A 17,914-nucleotide genomic window follows, 5' to 3' on the forward strand; every position below is an offset into this window, starting at 1 on the left:
TTTTGCGAATCCCCAATCCCCATTCCCGAATCCCGACACATGCGCCTGCTTTTAGTAGAAGACAACGCCGATCTCGCCGACGCGATCGTGCGGCGCATGCGCCGCAGCGGGCATGCGGTGGATTGGCAGCGCGATGGCTTGAGTGCGGCCGGGGTGCTGCGCTACCAGCGTTTCGATCTGGTGGTGCTGGACATCGGCCTGCCGGGGCTGGACGGGCTGCGGGTGCTGGCCGGGCTGCGCGAGCGCGGCGATACCACGCCGGTGCTGATGCTGACCGCGCGCGACGGCATCGAGGATCGGGTGCAGGCGCTGGACGTGGGCGCCGACGATTACCTGGGCAAGCCGTTCGACTTTCGCGAGTTCGAGGCGCGCTGCCGGGTGTTGCTGCGCCGCAATCGCGGCCAGGCCAGCGAGGTGGTGCAGCTCGGCGGCTTCGCCTTCGACAACGCCGCGCACAGCGTCAGCCTGGACGGAAACCCGATCGAATTGCCCAACCGCGAGTACCGGCTGCTGGAGATCCTGATCGGCCGGCTCGGCCAGGTGGTGGGCAAGGACGAGATCGGCAACGGCCTGTTCGGCTTCGACGACGAGGTCGGGCCGAATGCGATCGAACTGTACGTTGGGCGCTTGCGCAAGAAGCTGGCCGACGCGCCGCTGCGCATCGTCACCGTGCGCGGCGTCGGCTACAAGCTGGAGGCGGCCGCGACGCCGCCGGATCCGGCGGCAGCGGACGCCGATGGCTGAGGCCGCGCCGCCTGTGCCATCGATCCGGCGCACGCTGCTGCGCTACCTGGGCGCGCTGTCGCTGCTCGGCGCGGTGGCGCTGTTCTTCGTCGCCCGCGACTACGGCCAACGTGCCGCCAACCGCTCCTACGATCACCTGCTGGTGTCCTCGGCGCTGTCCATCGTCGACTCGGTGGCGCTGGCCGGCGGCCAATGGCAGGTGGACCTGCCGTATGCGGCACTGGACCTGCTGGCGATGGCGCCGGAGGACCGGGTGTTCTACCGCGTGTTCGACGCGCGCGGGCGCACCATCACCGGCTACGACGACCTGCCGGCGGCGCCGTCGCTGCCGCGCGCCAGCGCGCCGCCGCGCTTGTTCGATGCGGTCTACAGCGGCGAGCCGGTGCGCTTTGCGGTGGTGTCGCGGCGGGTGTCCTCGGCGGCGGTGCAGGACCAGGTGTGGGTGCAGGTGGGGCAGACCCGGCGCGCACGCGAGGCGCTGGCGCAGGACGTGGTGCTGCATGCGCTGGTCGCGATCGCGTTGCTGTCGCTGCTGGCGTTGGCGCTGGTGTGGCTGGGCGTGTCGCGTGCGCTGCGGCCGCTGCGCACGCTGGAGCGCGAACTGTCGCGGCGCGAACCGTCCGAACTGAAGCCGGTTGCCGCGACGGCGCCGCAGGAGATGCAGCAGATGGTGGCGGCGCTGAACCGCTTCATGGCGCGCCTGGCCGGCAGCAACGAGACCCTGCGTGCGTTCATGGCCGAGGCCGCGCACCAGATGCGCACGCCGCTGGCGGCGCTGCGCGCGCAGGCGCAACTCGCGCTGGACGAGGACGACCCGCGCGAGATGCGCCGCAGCCTGGAAGCGATCGAGCGCAACGCCACGCACATGAGCCGCCTGCTCAACCAGTTGCTCAGCGACGCCAGCGTGATCCACCGCTCCAACCTGCAGCGCTACGCCAGCGTCGACCTGGCCGAGGTGCTGCACCAGGCGCTGCACGAGGCCGTGCCGCAGGCCGCGCCGCGGCCGCGCGTGCAACTGGCCGTCGCCAGCGAGCCGGCGCTGGTGCGCGGCGACGCGCTGCTGTTGCGCGAGGCGATCAAGAACCTGATCGACAATGCCTGCAAGTACGGCGGCGACGGCGCGCTGCAGGTGGCGCTGACCTGCAGCGCGCGCGATTGCGTGGTGACCGTGGCCGACCATGGCCCGGGCATTGCGGCCGCCGAGGCCGAGCGCGTATTCGAGCGCTTCGTGCGCGGCGAGGGCGCGGCCGCCGGCGGCGCCGGGCTGGGCCTGGCGATCGTCAAGCGCGTGGTCGAGGCCCATGGCGGGCGCATCGACCTGTCCAATCGCGTGGGCGGCGGCCTGATCGCCAGCCTGCACCTGCCGAGGTTGCATCCATGACCCTGCCCGCGCTGTTGCGTCGTCTGCCGCTGTTGCTGACCCTGCTGCTCGCCGGCAGTGCCCTGGCCGCGCCCGGCGACGTGCGCCGCTTCCCGGCGCAGGGTGCCGCCACCGCGCAGCTGTGCATCCAGGGCTCGACCGACATCGAGGTGTTCGCCGCGGTGATCGGCGACTACCAGCGCCTGCATCCGCAGACCGAGGTGGTGTACCAGGACGCGATCGCCTGGGACATCTACCAGCGCTATCTGCATCCCGGCCCTGGCCCGCGCTGCGCCGATCTGTTGATCAGCGCCAGCATGGATCTACAGACCAAGCTGGTGAACGACGGCCACGCACTGGCGCACCGCTCGCCGCAGACCGAGGCGCTGCCGGCGTGGGCGCAGTGGCGGCACGAGGTCTTCGGCATCAGCTACGAGCCGGTGGCGATCGTCTACAACACCGCACGGCTGCCGGCCGCGCAGGTGCCGCGCACCCGCCGCCGGCTGCTGGAACTGCTGCGTGCGCCGGGCTCGCCGCTGCGTGGGCGTATCGGCACCTACGACGTGGAGCGCAGCGGCGTGGGCTACCTGTTCGCGACCCAGGACAGCCAGCTCGGCAGCATGGCCGGTGCGCTGCTGGCGGCGATGGGCGACAACCAGGTGGTGCTGGAAGAACGCACCGGCGTGCTGCTGGACAAGGTCGCGCGCGGCGACCTGCTGCTGGCCTACAACGTGCTGGGTTCGTACGCGCAGGCGCGCATCGATGCCGGCGCGCCGCTGGCGATCGTGCAGCCGGAGGACTATACCCTGGTCGCGCTGCGCACCGCGGTGATCCCGCGCGACAGCCCGCACGCGGCCGAGGCGCGCCGTTTCCTGGATTACCTGCTCTCGCCGCGCGGGCAGCAGGGGCTGTCGCGCGAGGCGCGGCTGCAGCCGATCCTGCCGCAGCCGGGCGTGGCGGTGCAGGGTGGGCCGGCCGCCGCCGCGGCGTTCCGCCCGATCGCGCTCGGGCCGGGGCTGCTGGTGTACCTGGATGCGCTGAAGCGACGTCAGTTCCTGGACGCCTGGCGCAGCAGCATGCAGCAGGCGCCGCCGCGCTGAGCTAGGGCGTGTCACCAATCCCCGAGCATGCCGCGTTGGGTCTGGCAGGCGCGCGGCCGGCGTTGCGTGGCGCAGCGCCTGACTGGCCGTCAGGTCAAGCCGCGCGGCGCCGGCCGCGCGCCTTCCAGGCCCAACCCGAAGGGCCGCGGTTGCGCGCGCCCGTGGCCGCGTCATCGCTCGGGCGTGGACGCACGTCCACTTCCTCGCTCTTCCTTGCCACAGGCACGCGCAACCGCGGCGCGGCATGCTCGGGGATTGGTGACACGCCCTAGGGCGCCGGCGTCGCTCAGCGCGCGAAGCGCGGTTGGCGCCCGGGCGAACACAGCACGCGTACGCTGTCGCCCAGTTCTTCCGGTGCGCCGCCGGCCAGCAGCGCGTGCAGGCGCGGCCGGTCCGGCGCCGCGCCCGGGGCCAGTCCCACCCAGGCGTCCTTGCCGGCGCCCTTGGCGGCGTAGAGGCAACGGTCGGCCAGGCCCACGCCCTGTTCCCAGTCGCCCAGCGCCGGCCACGCGGCGACGAACGGCCACGGGGCGAAGCCGATGGAGCAGGTCAGGGTCAGTTCGCGCTCGGCCAGCGCGAAGCGCTGCGTCGCCACCGCCGCGCGCAGGCGTTCGGCCAGGTCGCTGGCGGCGTCCTCGCGCGGCAGGCGGGTGACCAGCAGGAACTCCTCGCCGCCCCAGCGCACCAGCAGGTCGCGTTCGCCGCACAGTCCGCGCAGGCGATCGGCGCAGTGCACCAGCGCGGCGTCGCCGGCCTGGTGGCCGTAGTCGTCGTTGATGCGCTTGAAGTTGTCCACGTCGATCATGAAGAAGTACAGCGCATCGGCGCTGCTGCCGTCGTCCAGCGCCGCCAGCAGGGCCGGGCATTCGCGCGCCAGCCAGTCCTGCAGCTCGCGGCGGTTGGCGACCTGGGTCAGCGGATCCAGGCGCGTGGCCGCCTGCAGGCGCGCATTGCTCTGCAGCAACTGCTGGTTGGCGCGTTCGAGCTGGCGGGTGCGCTCGGCCACGGTCAGGTTGAGCAGTTCCACCATGTCGCGCTCGCGGTTGACCGTGCGCCGCACCCGCTGCAGCGCCAGGCCGAGCAGCGCCAGGCCCAGCACCACGTAGCCGGCGTAGGCCAGCGGATGCCGCCAGGGCGGCGGCAGCACCTCGATCTGCAGCCGCCGCGCGCCACCGAACTGGCCGTCGCGCCCGGCCGCTTCCACCACCAGCGTGTAGCGGTCCGGTGGCAGGTGGCTGACCGAGAAATCGCTGTGCGCGGTCTGCGGGTACACCCAGCCCTTCTGCAGCCCATCGACGCGGTAGCGCAGGCGCGCGGTGCCCGGGGCGGCGAAGTCGATCGCGGTCATGCCGATGGTGAACACGTTGTCGCGATGGTCCAGGGCGATGCGCTGCGCGTAGACCACGTCGCTCTCGGTCTGGTTCTCGCTGCCGTTGCGGTCCTCGCCGGCCGTGAGGATGCGCAGGTCGGTCAGTACCGCGCGTGCCTGCGGGCTGCGCAGCGGCAGGCGCGTGGGATCGATCACGTCCACGCCCTGGGTGCCGCCGAAATACAGCAGGCCGTGCGCGTCGCGGTAGCCGCGGCCGCTGTTGTACTCCTGGTTCTGCAGGCCGTCGCGGCGGCCCAGGCTCTGCACGATGCGCGTGCGCGGATCGAGCACGCTCAGGCCGTTGTTGGTGCTCAGCCACAGCCGCCCCTGCGGATCCGGCAGGATCGTGTAGATGACGTTGCTGCTGAGCCCCTCGCGGTCGCTGTAGCGCAGCGCCACGTCGCGCTTGAGGTCGATGCGGTACAGCCCGCCGGAGAACGTGCCCACCCACAGTACGCCGTCGTGTTCGTACAGCGACCACACCGAGGGGTACAGGGTGCTGCCGCGCGGGCGGTACGGCTCGGCGGGACGGCCGCTGCGCATGCGCCACACGCCGCAGTCGTTGCAGCCGATCCACAGCGTGTCTTCGCTGTCGCGGTAGACCCGGGTCAGGGTGTGCCCGTTTAGGGGTGCCCAGCGCGGATCGTTGCGCACGCGCCCATCGACCACGCGGGTCAGGCCGCGGCGGGTGGCCACCCACAGCGTGTCGCCTTCCAGCAGCAGATCGTTGACGTGCTCGTCGGCCAGCCCGCCCAGGCGCCGCACTGCGCCGTTGCGGTCCAGGCGCCACAGCCCCTGGCGCGTGCCCAGCCACCAGCCGTCGCGGTCGGCGGCGATGCTGCGGATCGCCTGGCTGGCCAGCCCGGGTACCAGCTGCCAGGCGGCACGGCTGCTGTCGCGCAGCAGCAGGCCCTGGTCGGTGCCGATCAGCATGCGCTCGCCGTCGCGCCAGATACTGCGCACGCTGCTGCTGGGCCAGGCATGGGTGTCGCTGACGTGCTCCTCGTCGTTGCGGATCACCGCCGACAACGGACGCACCCGGTACAGCCCGCCGGTGTAGGTGCCGATCCACCAGGTGCCGTCGGGCGCCTGGTAGAAGCGGATGATGGCGCTGTTGGGCGGCATGTCGAAGCTCAGCCGCTGCGGCGCATGCTGCGCGCTGTCCAGTTGCGTCACCGTGGCATTGGTGGTGCCGACCAGCACGCGGCCGTCGTGCAGCCGGATCAGCGCGCTGAGGTCGCTGCCGCCGGTGAGCAACTGCGCTGGCGTCCAGTGCGCCAGCACCGCGCCCTGCGCATCGAGCCGGAACAGACCGCCGCGTGCCGAGGCCAGCCACAGCCCTTCCGGGCCGGACTGCAGGCCCACGCATTCGTCGATGCCGGGCGGTGCCGGCAGTTCCTCGCGCGCGTCGTGGCCGAGTCGCCACAGCCGGCATTGCCGGTCCAGCGCCACCGGCTGCTTGCCGTCCGGCATCCAGGTCAGGCCCACCACCGGCGCATCGCCGCCCAGCGGGCGCGCCCGCTGCAGGTCGGCCTCGACCCGGTCCGCCCCGCGTTCGGTGCCCAGCCACGCGCCGCCCTGCGGATCGATCAGGATCTGGGTGACGCGGTTGTGCGACAGGCCCTGCTTGGCGCCGAGACGGTGGTGTTGCCAGGTCGCCAGCTCGATCACTTCCAGGCCGGCGTCGTTGGTGCCCAGCCACAGGCGGGTGCCGCGCGGCTCGAAGCCGATGCTGTCGATGCTGCTGCTGAGCAGGCTCTGCCGGCTGTCGCTGCCGAGTTCGCGCCGGTAGGCGCGGAACAGATGCCCGTCGAAGCGGTTCAGGCCTTCCTGCGTGCCCACCCACAGGAAGCCCTGGTCGTCGCTCTGCAGGGCGTTGATCGACAGCTGCGACAGGCCCTCGTCCAGGCCGAAGTGCTCCAGGCTGCTGGGCAGGTCGTCGTCGCTTGTCGTGGCGGCCGCGGACGCGTCCGGCGCGAGCGCCAGGCACACGATGAGGCAGGACGCGGCCAGCGGCAGGCGGCCCAGCAGATTGGAGAACGAGACGGTCACGCCGTGTTATCGGCCATGGTGGGGCCGGCCTTGAATGCGCGGCCGAGGACGCCTTGCTGCGCGCTGCGGAGGGCCACGCGCGGCGTGGCGGTGCTGTGCGCGGCGTCCTGCACGAGTTTCTCCGCAGGCACCCGGCACGCCGGTCTCGGCCAATCCGCCGCCGCCCGATCGGCCCCCGCGCACTCGGCATCCAACGGCCACGCACGTACACTGCGGGTCCTGCGCGTTGTCCGCGCCCACCCGACGCCGCGTTGCAGCGTCATGCCAGCCGCCTTCACGCCCATGGATGCCCCGACGATCCTGGTCGCCGACGACCACCCGCTGTTCCGCGCCGCCGTGCTGCACGCGTTGCGCCAGGCCTTGCCGCGCGCCCTGGTGGTGGAGGCGGCCAGCGCTGGCACCCTGGACGCCGCGCTGGCCGCGCAGGCCGATGCCGACCTGATCCTGCTGGACCTGGCCATGCCCGGCGCGCGCGGCTTCTCGGCCCTGCTGCACGTGCGCGGCGAGCGCCCGGACGTGCCGGTGGTGGTGATTTCCTCCAACGACCATCCGCGGGTGATCCGCCGCGCGCAGCAGTTCGGCGCGGCCGGCTTCATTCCCAAGTCCTCGCCGGCCGAGACCATCGGCATTGCGGTGGCGGCCGTGCTCGAAGGCGGCACCTGGTTCCCACCGCTGACCGCGGCGCGGTCGGAGGCCGATGCGCAGCTGGCGGCGCGCCTGGCGCAACTGACCCCGCAGCAGTTCCGGGTGCTGCTGTGCCTGGCCGACGGCCTGCTCAACAAGCAGATCGCCTACGAACTGGGCCTGGCCGAGAACACCGTCAAGGTCCACGTGACCGCGATCCTGAAGAAGCTCGAATGCCACAGCCGCACCCAGGCCGCGGTGCTGGTGAAGGCGCTGGAGCCGGAAGGCGAGGCCTGAACCGGGCGCCGGCGGGGGGCGTTTTCTGCGGCGCCCGGATACGCGATGCTATGCGCCGATGCCCGCGCCCCCCGCGGGCGGAGACCACCGGACCATGCCCACCACGACCATCCGCAACGAGCAGACCGCCCACTATCCGTTCCTGCAGGAGATGCTGGACGACGACTACTTCCCCCCGTCGCTGGTCGGCAAGGGACAGAAGATCCTGCTGCGGTTGTGCGAGGCGATCGAGGCGCAGGCACCGGCGGACCTGCCGGCGCTGTACCGGCTCACCCATGCCGCCACCGAAGAGTTCAACAAGCTGGCGCTGGAGTTCGAGGCCCACGACAGCGAGATCGAGACCGCCGCAAGCGAGAACATCGGCGTGGACTTCCTGCACATCGCCAAGGCCTATGGGTTCGCCGACGCCGACGTCGAAGAGCTGATCGCCCCGCGCGAGTGGTAGACATCGCGCGGCGCCCCGTACCCTCACCCCAACCCCTCTCCCGGGGGGAGAGGGGCTAAAGCGCGGCGCCGCCGGCTTTTTCCTTCTCCCCTCGGGAGAAGGTGCCCCGCAGGGGCGGATGAGGGTGCGACAGCCATGGTGGTCATCGCCGCAAGGGCAGAGCAGGGGGCATATCAGTTTTGACGCGGCGCTGCGCGTCCGTACCCTCACCCCAACCCCTCTCCCGAGGGGAGAGGGGCTAGCGCCTTCCTTCTCCCCCCGGGAGAAGGTGCCCCGCAGGGGCGGATGAGGGTACGGCAGCTAGAGATCCGAACTCCCCAAAACCCAAAGCGAAAATCCGCCTGCGCCGCGCGGTCACCGCGAATAGCTGGCCGACAGGGTAGCGTTGCCGTAGCCACCGTTGCCCGCCGACCAAGCGAACGCCTCAACCACGCCGCAGCAGCATCTGCGTCATCAGCGCGCGCAGGGCCGGGGCCCGTACCGGTTTGGCCAGGAAGCCCCAGCCGCGGTCCTGTGCCAAGGTGCGCAGGGCCGGGTCGGCTTCGGCGGTGACCAGGATCACCCGCGGCTCGGCCTGCCAGCGTGCGCACAGCTGCGCGAACAGGGTCGGGCCGTGGCAGTCGCCCATGCGCACGTCCAGCAACACCAGTTCCGGCGCCTGCGCCGGCTGCGCTACGGCCAGCGCCTGGTCCGGGCCGGCGGCCAGTTCCACCTGGCAGGCCCAGCGCGTCAGCAGGGTCCGGCTGGCCTCGCAGACGCGCGGGTCGTCGTCGATGCACCAGACCCGGCAGCCGTGCAGGATCGGGTCGTCGCCGTTGTCGCTGGCCATCGCCGCCGGCACCTGGCGTTGCGCCGCGGCGGCATCGCCCAGCAGCACGGTCACCGAGAACACGCTGCCGCGGCCCAACTGCGAGCGCAGGCCGATGCGATGGCCGAGCAGGCGGCCGATGCGCTCCACGATCGCCAGGCCGAGGCCGGCGCCGCGGTCGTTGGCGACGCCGTCGCCAAGCCGGCGGAATTCCTCGAAGATCTCCTGCTGCAGGGCGTCGGGAATACCCGGTCCCTGATCGTGCACTTCGATGCGCAGCTGCGCCCCGTCGCGCCGGCAACCCAGCAGCACCCGCCCGCGCGGGGTGTAGCGCACCGCGTTGGACAGGAAGTTCTGCAGGATGCGCCGCAGCAGGGTCGCATCGCTGCGCACGGTGGCGCGGGTCGGTACGTAGTCCAGGCGCAGCCCACGGCCTTCGGCGACGATGCCGAACTCGCGTGCCAGGGTCTGCAGCAGCGGGTCCAGCGCCAGGTCCTGCACCTGCGTCTTCAACGTGCCCGCTTCCAGTCGCGAGATGTCCAGCAGGCTGTTGAGGATCGCGTCCTGTGCCGCCAGCGCGTTGTCGACGTGGTCGGCGATCTGCCGCGCATCCGCCTCGTGCAGCTTGCCGCGCAGCGCCGAGACGAACATGCGCGCGGCGTTGAGCGGCTGCAGCAGGTCGTGCACCGCCGAGGCCACGAAGCGGGTCTTGTAGCGGTTGGCGTTCTCGGCCTCGCGCTTGGCCTCGGCCAGGTCGTGGGTGCGTTCGGCCACGCGATGCTCCAGCGCGTCGGCCAGCGAGCGCAATTCGCGCGCGGCGTTCTTGTAGCTGGTGATGTCGGCGTAGCTGGTGACGAAACCGCCGTCGGGCAGCGGATTGCCGCGGATCTCCAGCACCGTGCCGTCGTCCTTCTCGCTTTCGCGCATGTGCGGGCGGCCGCTGCGCAGGTGATCCAGGCGGCGCTGGATCGCCGCTTCCACCGGGCCGGGGCCGAGCAGGCCGCGACGCGCGTTGTAGCGGAACACATCCTCGATCGGGCGCCCGACCCGGATCAGTTCCGGCGGGAAGCGGAAGATCTCCAGATAGCGCGAATTCCACGCCACCAGACGCAGTTGCGCATCAATGATCACCACGCCCTGCGGCAGGTGCTCCAGGCTGCGGCTGAGGCCGGTGTCGGCCTGCTGCGCGGCCTGCACGATGCCGTCCTGGGCGGTGCGCAGCTCCTGCGCATGTTGCTGCAGCAACGCCTCCAGTTCGCGCCGGCTGCGCTGGCGCAGCCGCGCCAGGCGCTGGCGCTGCTGGAACAGCAGGCCCAGGAACGACAGCGCCAGCCAGATGCCGGCCGCGGCCAGCGCGGCGGCGCGGCCGGCCGCGCGGCTGCCGCCGACGTCGTGCAGCAGGTGCAGGCGCCAGCCGCCTTCCGGCAGCGCCATGCTCTGCCACAGCAGCGGGGCGGGTTGTGCGGGCATGTCGATGCGCATCACCTGGCCGCCGTCGTCCAGCGTCTCCAGCACCCGCCGTCGCGCCGGCAACAGCGTCTGCTGCGCGTACTGGCGGGTGGCCAGCAGTTCGTCGCGCTCGTGCGCGCTGAGCGGTTGCAACTGGCGATAGCGCCAGACGTCGCGGCTGGACAGGAACACCACGCCATGGCTGTCGCTGACCAGCACCACGTCGGGCACGCGCAGCCATTCGTGCTCCAGCGCGGCCAGTTCGATCTTGATCACGATCACCCCGAGCGGGCGCCCGCGTGCGTCGAGGATCGCCTGCGACAGGAAGTAGCCGGGCACGCCGGTGGTCATGCCGATGCCGTAGAAGCGGCCCTTGCCCTGCGCCAATGCCTGCTTCACGTACGGGCGGAAGCTGTAGTCGGCGCCGACGTTGCTGCTGGCCAGGCGCCAGTTGCTGGCGGCCAGGGCCACGCCGTTGGCATCGATCAGGGTCAGGGTCGAGGAGCGGGTGACGTCGTTGGCGCGTTCCAGCTTCAGGTTCAACTGCTGCTGCGTGGCCGCGTCCAGCGGATGGGTCAGGGCGTCGCGCAGTTCCGGATCCAGCGCCAGCACCTGCGGCAGTGTGCGGTAGCGGTCGATGCGCTGCTGCAGCGTCTGCGCATACAGCTCCAGCTGTTGCCGCAGTTGCACGCTCTCGGCGCGCAACGCGCGCTGTTCGGCGACGTGCTGCGCCGACAGCATCGCCAGCACCATGCCGCCGACGATGACGACCAGCAGCAGGATCAGGCGACGATGGCGCAGAAGCGAGGGCATGCGGAAGAACGCGGCGACCGGGACCGCATCAGCTTAGAGGGTGCGCTGCTGTTTGCGGCATGCGGCGGTGATGGCGGGCGTCGCGGACCGCCAACGAGCGGAAACCGCCGGCAGGTGGAACGGCGATCGCATCAGGGAACGTTGCCGGTGTCGTCTTGCGGATGTGCCGCGAACACGCTCTGGGCGCCGAGGCCGCAGCGCGCTAGGTTCTTGGTATCGCCAAGGCCCATCCTGCGGTTCGCTGCGCAGCCTTTGCGGCTGGCGCAGCGGGGTGCACGCCGGCCGATCGCCTCGGATCGGCCGGCGTGCGCAGGCTCAGAACTGGACCTGGGCGCGGACGTCCAGCGAGTTCGGCTTGACGTGCACGCCGGCGCGTTCGGCATCGGCGCGCACGTAGTTGACCTGGAACTTGAAGTGGCTGGTCAGGTACCAGTTGGCGCCGAAGGTCCAGTCGTGCTGGCGGCCGCCGAGCACCGTGCCGTCGTCCAGGTCCAGGCGGCTGTAGCGCGCCAGCAGCTCGACCGCGCCGTAGGCGTTGGCCGGCTTGATGTTGCCGACGTTGCCGGCGCTGTACGGCCGCGATTCGCCGGTCAGCACGTAGCTGGCGAACACGTACTGGCCGTCGGCGGTGTAGTCGGGGCGGCCGTTGTCGCGGGTGACGTCGGCGCGCAGCGCCTCGCCCTGCATCGAGAACGGTCCCTTGATCCAGATCGCCTCCAGGCCGGTGCGGCGCACCTGGTCGACGTCGACCAGCGTGCCCGAATCGATCAGGCGCACGTCGGTCAGGCCGGCTTCCGGACGCGCACGGAAGCGTGCGCGCGGGCTGAAGCTCACGTCCAGGCCGTTGTGGTAGCCGCGCGGATTCTCCTGCGAGTACGCCAGGCCCAGGTGCAGCACGTCGCCGTCGGCCTTGAACGGGGTCCACACGCCGCGCACCGCCTGGGTGGTGCCGGGGTTGTCGCCCTGCAGGTCCTTGCCGCCGTAGGCGCCGGCCTGCAGCAGGTATTGCGGACGCTCGAAGGTCCACTCCACACCGGTGCGACGGCCCTGGTAGATGGCCTGCACCGGCAGCGCCACTTCCATGAAGCTGTCCGCGCGCGAGCTGGTCACGCCTTCCAGGCCCACCGGCACCTTGATGTAGCCCAGGCGCACCTTGCCGTAGTCGGCGCCGAACAGGGCCTTGGTCTCGAAGCGGAAGAACACGTCCAGCCACAGCTTGGACTCGAAGTCGAAGTACACCATCGCGTCGTACACGCCCTTCTTCTTCAACGTGGCGCCGAACTCCTTGCGCCGGAACGCGTTGTCGTCCTCCAGGCGGCCGTCGTCGTTGGAGAAGTTGTTCCAGTCGTAGGCGTAGTTGCCGGTCACGGCCAGTTCGGTGCCGTCGTTGAAGGCGACCTTGGTCGGCCAGTCGTCGAAGCCGTTGGCGGCGACGGCGGGAGCGGCGGCGGTCAGGCCCAGCGCAGCGAAGAGGAGAGTGTGGCGCATGATGGAGTCGTCTCGGTAAGGAATGAAGGCGCGGCAGTCCCCGGCCGGGCTGGTGGTGCCATGGATGGCGCGGGCAGTGCGGCGGCGGACCGCACGCGAACGGCGAGGCCGCTGCGATGCGGACACGGTGCCGGACGTGATGCCCCCTGCATGCAATAGCGGACGCGCCCGGCCGTTCTTTACGGCGATGTTGCAGTCCTGCGGCGCCGTCTCCCCCTGAAGACGCGCGCTGCGATGGCGACGGCGCCGCCATCGGCCGCGAGGGGCGGCGTCTGCGTGCGGCGTTGCGTTAGCCCTTCCGTGAGCCTACCGCGCCACTGTAACCGCGTCGACACGGCGCGGCGCCGGGTCTAGTACCAATAGGTTATCTGCTTAGACGCTGGCGACGCGTACAAAGGCAGCATTCCGCGACCCGCGTCGGGTGGGCGGACCGTCCCGGAGTGCCTTCGATGCATATCTCAACTTCCCCGGCCAGCCCTGCGCCGCGGCCGGTGCCGTTCTACCGGCATACCTACGTCCAGGTGCTGGTGGCCATCGTCATCGGTGCCGTGCTCGGTCATCTGGAGCCGCAGATCGCCACGCAGCTCAAGCCGCTGGCCGATGCCTTCATCAAGCTGGTGAAGATGATCATCGCGCCGGTGATCTTCCTGACCATCGTCACCGGCATCGCCGGCATGACGCACCTGAAGACGGTGGGCCGGGTGTTCGGCAAGGCGATGGTGTACTTCCTGTTCTTCTCCACCCTGGCGCTGGTGGTGGGCATGATCGTCGCGCACGTGGTGCAGCCCGGCGCGGGCATGGACGTCAACCTGGCCACGCTGGACCAGAGCAAGGTCGCCAGCTACGTGCAGAAGTCGCACGACCTGACCCTGGTCGGCTTCCTGATGGACATCATCCCCAACTCGCTGGTCGGTGCGTTCACCGGCGACCAGGTGGTCAACGGCAAGCTGGTCGGGACCAACGTGCTGCAGGTGCTGTTCGTCGCCGTGCTGTTCGGCGTGTCGCTGGCCATGGTCGGCGAGCGCGGCAAGCCGGTCCTGAACTTCCTGGAGGCGCTGATCGCGCCGGTGTTCAAGCTGGTGCACATCCTGATGAAGGCCGCGCCGATCGGCGCGCTGGGCGCGATCGCCTACACCATCGGCGAGCACGGCCTGCACTCGCTGGTGCAGCTGGCCTGGCTGGTCGGTTCGTTTTACGTCACCTCGCTGCTGTTCGTGGTGGTGATCCTCGGCGCGGTCGCCTATCTGTGCGGCTTCTCGATCTTCAAGCTGATCCGCTACCTCAAGACGGAACTGTTGCTGGTGCTGGGCACGTCCTCGTCCGAATCGGCGCTGCCGTCGCTGATGGAGAAGATGGAGCGCGCCGGGTGCGAGAAGTCGGTGGTCGGCCTAGTGGTGCCCACCGGTTACTCGTTCAACCTCGACGGCACCAACATCTACATGACGCTGGCGGCGCTGTTCATCGCGCAGGCCACCAACACCGAACTGACCCTGGGGCATCAGATCACGCTGCTGCTGGTGGCGATGCTCAGCTCCAAGGGCGCGGCCGGTGTGACCGGCGCCGGCTTCATCACCCTGGCGGCGACGCTGGCGGTGGTGCCGGAAGTGCCGGTGGCCGGCATGGCGTTGATCCTGGGCGTGGACCGCTTCATGAGCGAATGCCGCTCGCTGACCAACTTCATGGGCAATGCGGTGGCCACCGTAGTGGTCTCGCGCTGGGAGAATGCGCTGGATCGCGACCGCCTGCGGCTGGCGCTGGATGGCGAGGCCGAACCGCTGCCGGCGGTGGCGGCCGAACCGCTCGCCACGCGCTGATCCCTTGCATCACACGACGCGCCGGCCTTGCCGGCGCGTTGCGTTTTTCCTGCCCCCAAGGCCGTGGCGACAGCCGCCAGACAGGACCGCTCCTGCCGCTGGGAGTAGAATTCCGGGCCTCCGCGCCTTTCGACAAAAGAAGCCCTCGATGTCAAACGACGATTTCAAACAGGCCGCACTCGACTATCACCGCCAACAGCCGCCGGGCAAGATCAAGGTCTCCGCGACCAAGCCGATGCTGACCCAGCGCGATCTCTCCCTGGCCTATTCGCCGGGCGTCGCCTTCGCCTGCGAGGCCATCGTCGCCGATCCGAAACAGGCCAGCGAACTGACCGCGCGCGGCAACCTGGTGGCGGTGATCAGCAACGGCACCGCGGTGCTGGGCCTGGGCAACATCGGCCCGCTGGCATCCAAGCCGGTGATGGAAGGCAAGGGCGTGCTGTTCCAGAAGTTCGCCGGCATCGACGTGTTCGACATCGAGATCAACGAGAACGATCCGGACAAGCTGGTCGACATCATCGCCAGCCTCGAGCCGACCTTCGGCGGCATCAACCTGGAAGACATCAAGGCGCCGGAGTGCTTCATCGTCGAGCGCAAGCTGCGCGAGCGCATGAACATCCCGGTGTTCCACGACGACCAGCACGGCACCGCGATCATCGTCGGCGCGGCCGTGCTCAATGCGCTGGTGGTCACCGGCAAGAAGATCGAAGAGGTCAAGCTGGCCACCACCGGCATGGGCGCGGCCGGCATCTCCTGCGTCAACATGCTGGTCTCGCTCGGCCTGAAGCCGGAGAACATCCTGGCCCTGGATCGCGACGGTGTGATCCACACCGGTCGCACCGACCTGGATCCGGACAAGGCGCGCTACGCGCGCGACACCGACAAGCGCACCCTGGCCGAGATCGTCGAGGGCGCGGACATCTTCCTCGGCCTGTCGGCCGCCGGCATCCTCAAGCCGGAGATGGTGGCGACGATGGCGCCGCAGCCGGTGATCTTCGCCCTGGCCAACCCGAATCCGGAGATCACGCCGGAGGCGGCCAAGGCGGTGCGTCCGGACGCGATCATCGGCACCGGCCGTTCGGACTATCCGAACCAGATCAACAACGTGCTGTGCTTCCCCTACCTGTTCCGCGGCGCCATCGACGTCGGCGCCACCGGCATCAACGAGGAAATGAAGATCGCCTGCGTCAAGGCGATCGCGGCGATGGCGCGGCGCGAGGCTTCGGACCTCGGTGCGGCCTACGGCGGCGAGACGCCGAGCTTCGGCCCCGACTACCTGATCCCGCGGCCGCTGGATCCGCGCCTGCTGGTCGAGCTGTCCTCGGCGGTGGCGCAGGCGGCGATGGATTCCGGCGTGGCCACGCGGCCGATCGCCGACATGGCCGCCTACCGCGACAAGCTCAGCCAGTTCGTCTACCGCACCAGCCTGATGATGAAGCCGGTGTACGACCGCGCCCGCGCCGACAAGCAGCGCGTGGTCTATGCCGAGGGCGAAGAGGAAGTGGTGCTGCGCGCGGTGCAGAGCGTGATCGACGAGGGCCTGGCGTTCCCGATCCTGATCGGCCGTCCCGACGTGATCGAGGCGCGCATCCAGCGCCTGGGCCTGCGCATCACCGCCGGCGTGGATTTCGAGATCACCAACATCCACGACGATCCGCGCTTCAACGACTACTGGCAGTACTACCACGCGCTCACCGAGCGCCGCGGCGTCACCGTCACCGCGGCCAAGGAACTGATGCGCTCGCGGCCGACGCTGATCGCGGCGGTGATGGTCGCGCGCGGCGAAGCCGACGCGCTGCTCACCGGTGTGGTCGGCCGCTTCCACAAGAAGCTCGGCTACGCGCGCAGCGTGATTCCGCTGGAGCCGAAGGTCAGCTCGACCTCGGCGATGACCGGCGTGATCAATCAGCAGGGCGCGTTCTTCTTCGTCGACACCCACGTGCAGGAAGATCCGAGCGTGGAGCAGATCGTCGAAGCCACGCTGCAGGCCGCCTATCGCCTGAAGCTGTTCGGCATCGAGCCGAACATCGCGCTGCTGTCGCATTCCAATTTCGGCAGCCACGATTCGCGCGACGCGCTGAAGATGCGCCAGGTGCGCGAGGCGCTGCTCAAGCGCAAGCCCGAGCTCAACATCGATGGCGAGATGCAGGGCGACACCGCGTGGGACGAGGCGCTGCGCAAGCAGATCATGCCCAACAGCACGCTCAAGGGCCGCGCCAACCTGTTCGTGCTGCCGAACCTGGAAGCGGCCAACATCGCCTACAACCTGGTGCGCGTGTTCACCGACGGCGTGGCGATCGGCCCGATCCTGATGGGCATTTCCAAGGCGGTACACATCCTCACCACCAGCGCCACCTCGCGCCGGGTGATGAACATGACCGCGATCGCCGCGGTCGATGCGCAGATCCGCAAGCAGCTTGAAGCGGAAAAGTAAGCCGCCACGCGGCTTCCAGCCCGCACCGGCCCGCATGACTGCGGTGCCGGTGCGGCTGCATGTGCTCCCGCGGCGCTTCGGGCGTGCGCGAACGGCACGGCTGGCAGCATGGCTGCCACTCTCATGTCCTCAGCAGCTCCGCTCGCACGCTGCGCGCGCCTCAGGTGCGAGGTCGTGCGCGAGGCCGTGACTGAAGCGCGTGATGTCGCCGCAGACGGAATGACTGGCAGGGGAGGCGCCGCGATTGCGCCAGGGGCAGTGAGGGAGTGGCGCTGAAGCGGCCCGCGTGCCGCAACCGCTGCGCCGGATTGCGGCGAGATCAGCGAAAGGGCGGGGCTGGAAGCGGTTTCATATGGGGGCGACAGCCAGTGTCGCAGTGCGAGTCGCGTCTTCACGCGCAGCCGGCACCTGGGCTGCGCGGGGTACAGCCGGGCACGGGGACGGCGCCAGCGGCGCCGCGCCGCGCTCAGGCCATGCGCTTGCCCACCGGCAACGGCAGGCTGTCGCTGTCGGTCTGGTTCAGCTTGGAAGGCTTGCCGGTCAGCAGCACATAGGCATCGACGCCGGTAAGTTCGGCGATCTTCAACAAATGCCGGGCATTGGGGACCGAACGGTTGTTCTCCCAATGACCCAGGGTGCTATGCGCCACGCCCAGCAAGGCGGCAAGCTCGCGCAGTGTGAAACCGGCATTTCGCCGCGCCTGCATCAAACGCACACCTATATCCACGAGACACCTCAAAGCGGCATGTCGGCGCCGCGTGACACCAGCATAGTGTCGCGTTCGCCCTGCATCAAGCAGATAGGAAAGGCGCGTGAAAGAAGGTCTCCCGCGACGGCCGTCCGGACCCGCGCCCGGCCCCGGGACGGGCTGCTAGAATCGTCTGTCCCCTTCGCCGTGTCCCCACCGCCATGAGCCATACCGCCACCGCGCCCGCCAATGCCCAGACGCGCTACGAGGTGCGCCGCGCCGACCTGCCGCTGAGCTGCCCGACCCCGGAAATGGCGCTGTGGAACTCGCATCCGCGGGTCTACCTGCCGATCGAGGATGAGCCGGGCCTTGAAGCCAAGTGCCCGTACTGCGGCGCGGTCTTCGTGCTGGTCGACTGATCCGGGTTCG

Annotated in this window: 13 protein-coding genes; 8 read left to right on the forward strand and 5 right to left on the reverse strand. The window is 70.1% G+C overall.

The genetic code is table 11. From position 1 onward, the window contains the following. Window positions 1–39 precede the first annotated feature (39 nt). The 3 genes from AC1PMG_RS04510 to AC1PMG_RS04520 are packed head-to-tail and all read left to right on the forward strand — an operon-like array spanning window position 40 to window position 3,204. Window positions 40–744, forward strand: coding sequence for a response regulator (locus tag AC1PMG_RS04510; protein ID WP_481110806.1), 705 nt, complete (start codon window positions 40–42; stop codon window positions 742–744). Next, window positions 737–2,125 carry a sensor histidine kinase N-terminal domain-containing protein gene (locus tag AC1PMG_RS04515; RefSeq protein WP_481110807.1) on the forward strand — a complete coding sequence of 463 codons (1,389 nt, stop codon included), beginning with the start codon at window positions 737–739 and terminating at the stop codon, window positions 2,123–2,125. The genes AC1PMG_RS04510 and AC1PMG_RS04515 overlap by 8 nt, the downstream gene beginning before the upstream one ends. Beyond that, the gene (locus tag AC1PMG_RS04520; protein ID WP_342072894.1) at window positions 2,122–3,204 is read left to right on the forward strand and encodes an ABC transporter substrate-binding protein; all 1,083 of its coding nucleotides are present in this window, start codon (window positions 2,122–2,124) and stop codon (window positions 3,202–3,204) included. The genes AC1PMG_RS04515 and AC1PMG_RS04520 overlap by 4 nt, the downstream gene beginning before the upstream one ends. A gap of 286 nt (window positions 3,205–3,490) precedes the next feature. On the opposite strand, the gene AC1PMG_RS04525 is transcribed toward AC1PMG_RS04520, so the two are convergent. After that, window positions 3,491–6,625 (reverse strand): two-component regulator propeller domain-containing protein, encoded by a 3,135-nt coding sequence (locus AC1PMG_RS04525; RefSeq protein ID WP_481110808.1) that lies wholly within the window; start codon window positions 6,623–6,625, stop codon window positions 3,491–3,493. Then, window positions 6,622–6,888 (reverse strand): hypothetical protein, encoded by a 267-nt coding sequence (locus tag AC1PMG_RS04530; RefSeq protein ID WP_481110809.1) that lies wholly within the window; start codon window positions 6,886–6,888, stop codon window positions 6,622–6,624. The genes AC1PMG_RS04525 and AC1PMG_RS04530 overlap by 4 nt, the downstream gene beginning before the upstream one ends. A gap of 19 nt (window positions 6,889–6,907) precedes the next feature. Between AC1PMG_RS04530 and AC1PMG_RS04535 the strand changes: the two genes are divergently transcribed. Both AC1PMG_RS04535 and AC1PMG_RS04540 read left to right on the forward strand, forming a co-directional pair. After that, entirely contained in the window at window positions 6,908–7,546 is a 639-nt protein-coding gene (locus AC1PMG_RS04535; protein ID WP_481110810.1) for a LuxR C-terminal-related transcriptional regulator, read from the forward strand. Between the two features lie 94 nt (window positions 7,547–7,640). Then, window positions 7,641–7,991 (forward strand): DUF5713 family protein, encoded by a 351-nt coding sequence (locus tag AC1PMG_RS04540; protein ID WP_153750699.1) that lies wholly within the window; start codon window positions 7,641–7,643, stop codon window positions 7,989–7,991. 424 nt (window positions 7,992–8,415) lie between these two features. On the opposite strand, the gene AC1PMG_RS04545 is transcribed toward AC1PMG_RS04540, so the two are convergent. Both AC1PMG_RS04545 and AC1PMG_RS04550 read right to left on the reverse strand, forming a co-directional pair. Next, window positions 8,416–11,061 (reverse strand): hybrid sensor histidine kinase/response regulator, encoded by a 2,646-nt coding sequence (locus tag AC1PMG_RS04545; RefSeq protein ID WP_481110811.1) that lies wholly within the window; start codon window positions 11,059–11,061, stop codon window positions 8,416–8,418. Window positions 11,062–11,376: 315 nt separating this feature from the next. Continuing rightward, the gene (locus AC1PMG_RS04550; RefSeq protein WP_481110812.1) at window positions 11,377–12,549 is read right to left on the reverse strand and encodes an OprO/OprP family phosphate-selective porin; all 1,173 of its coding nucleotides are present in this window, start codon (window positions 12,547–12,549) and stop codon (window positions 11,377–11,379) included. Window positions 12,550–12,998: 449 nt separating this feature from the next. Here AC1PMG_RS04550 and AC1PMG_RS04555 point away from each other — a divergent pair, with 449 nt between their 5' ends. Together AC1PMG_RS04555 and AC1PMG_RS04560 are read left to right on the forward strand one after the other, a co-directional pair. Further along, on the forward strand, window positions 12,999–14,363 hold the full coding sequence (locus AC1PMG_RS04555) for a dicarboxylate/amino acid:cation symporter (protein ID WP_342072890.1): 1,365 nt from the start codon (window positions 12,999–13,001) through the stop codon (window positions 14,361–14,363). Window positions 14,364–14,511: 148 nt separating this feature from the next. Next, the gene (locus AC1PMG_RS04560) at window positions 14,512–16,797 is read left to right on the forward strand and encodes an NADP-dependent malic enzyme (RefSeq protein WP_048490875.1); all 2,286 of its coding nucleotides are present in this window, start codon (window positions 14,512–14,514) and stop codon (window positions 16,795–16,797) included. Window positions 16,798–17,263: 466 nt separating this feature from the next. Here AC1PMG_RS04560 and AC1PMG_RS04565 read toward each other — a convergent pair whose 3' ends face one another. Continuing rightward, window positions 17,264–17,503, reverse strand: coding sequence for a helix-turn-helix domain-containing protein (locus AC1PMG_RS04565; protein ID WP_039728970.1), 240 nt, complete (start codon window positions 17,501–17,503; stop codon window positions 17,264–17,266). A 203-nt stretch (window positions 17,504–17,706) separates the two neighbouring features. Here AC1PMG_RS04565 and AC1PMG_RS04570 point away from each other — a divergent pair, with 203 nt between their 5' ends. After that, entirely contained in the window at window positions 17,707–17,904 is a 198-nt protein-coding gene (locus AC1PMG_RS04570) for a zinc-finger domain-containing protein (RefSeq protein ID WP_010344507.1), read from the forward strand. Window positions 17,905–17,914: the final 10 nt, after the last annotated feature.

The sequence above is a fragment of the Xanthomonas sp. NCPPB 2250 genome, from assembly GCF_056725265.1.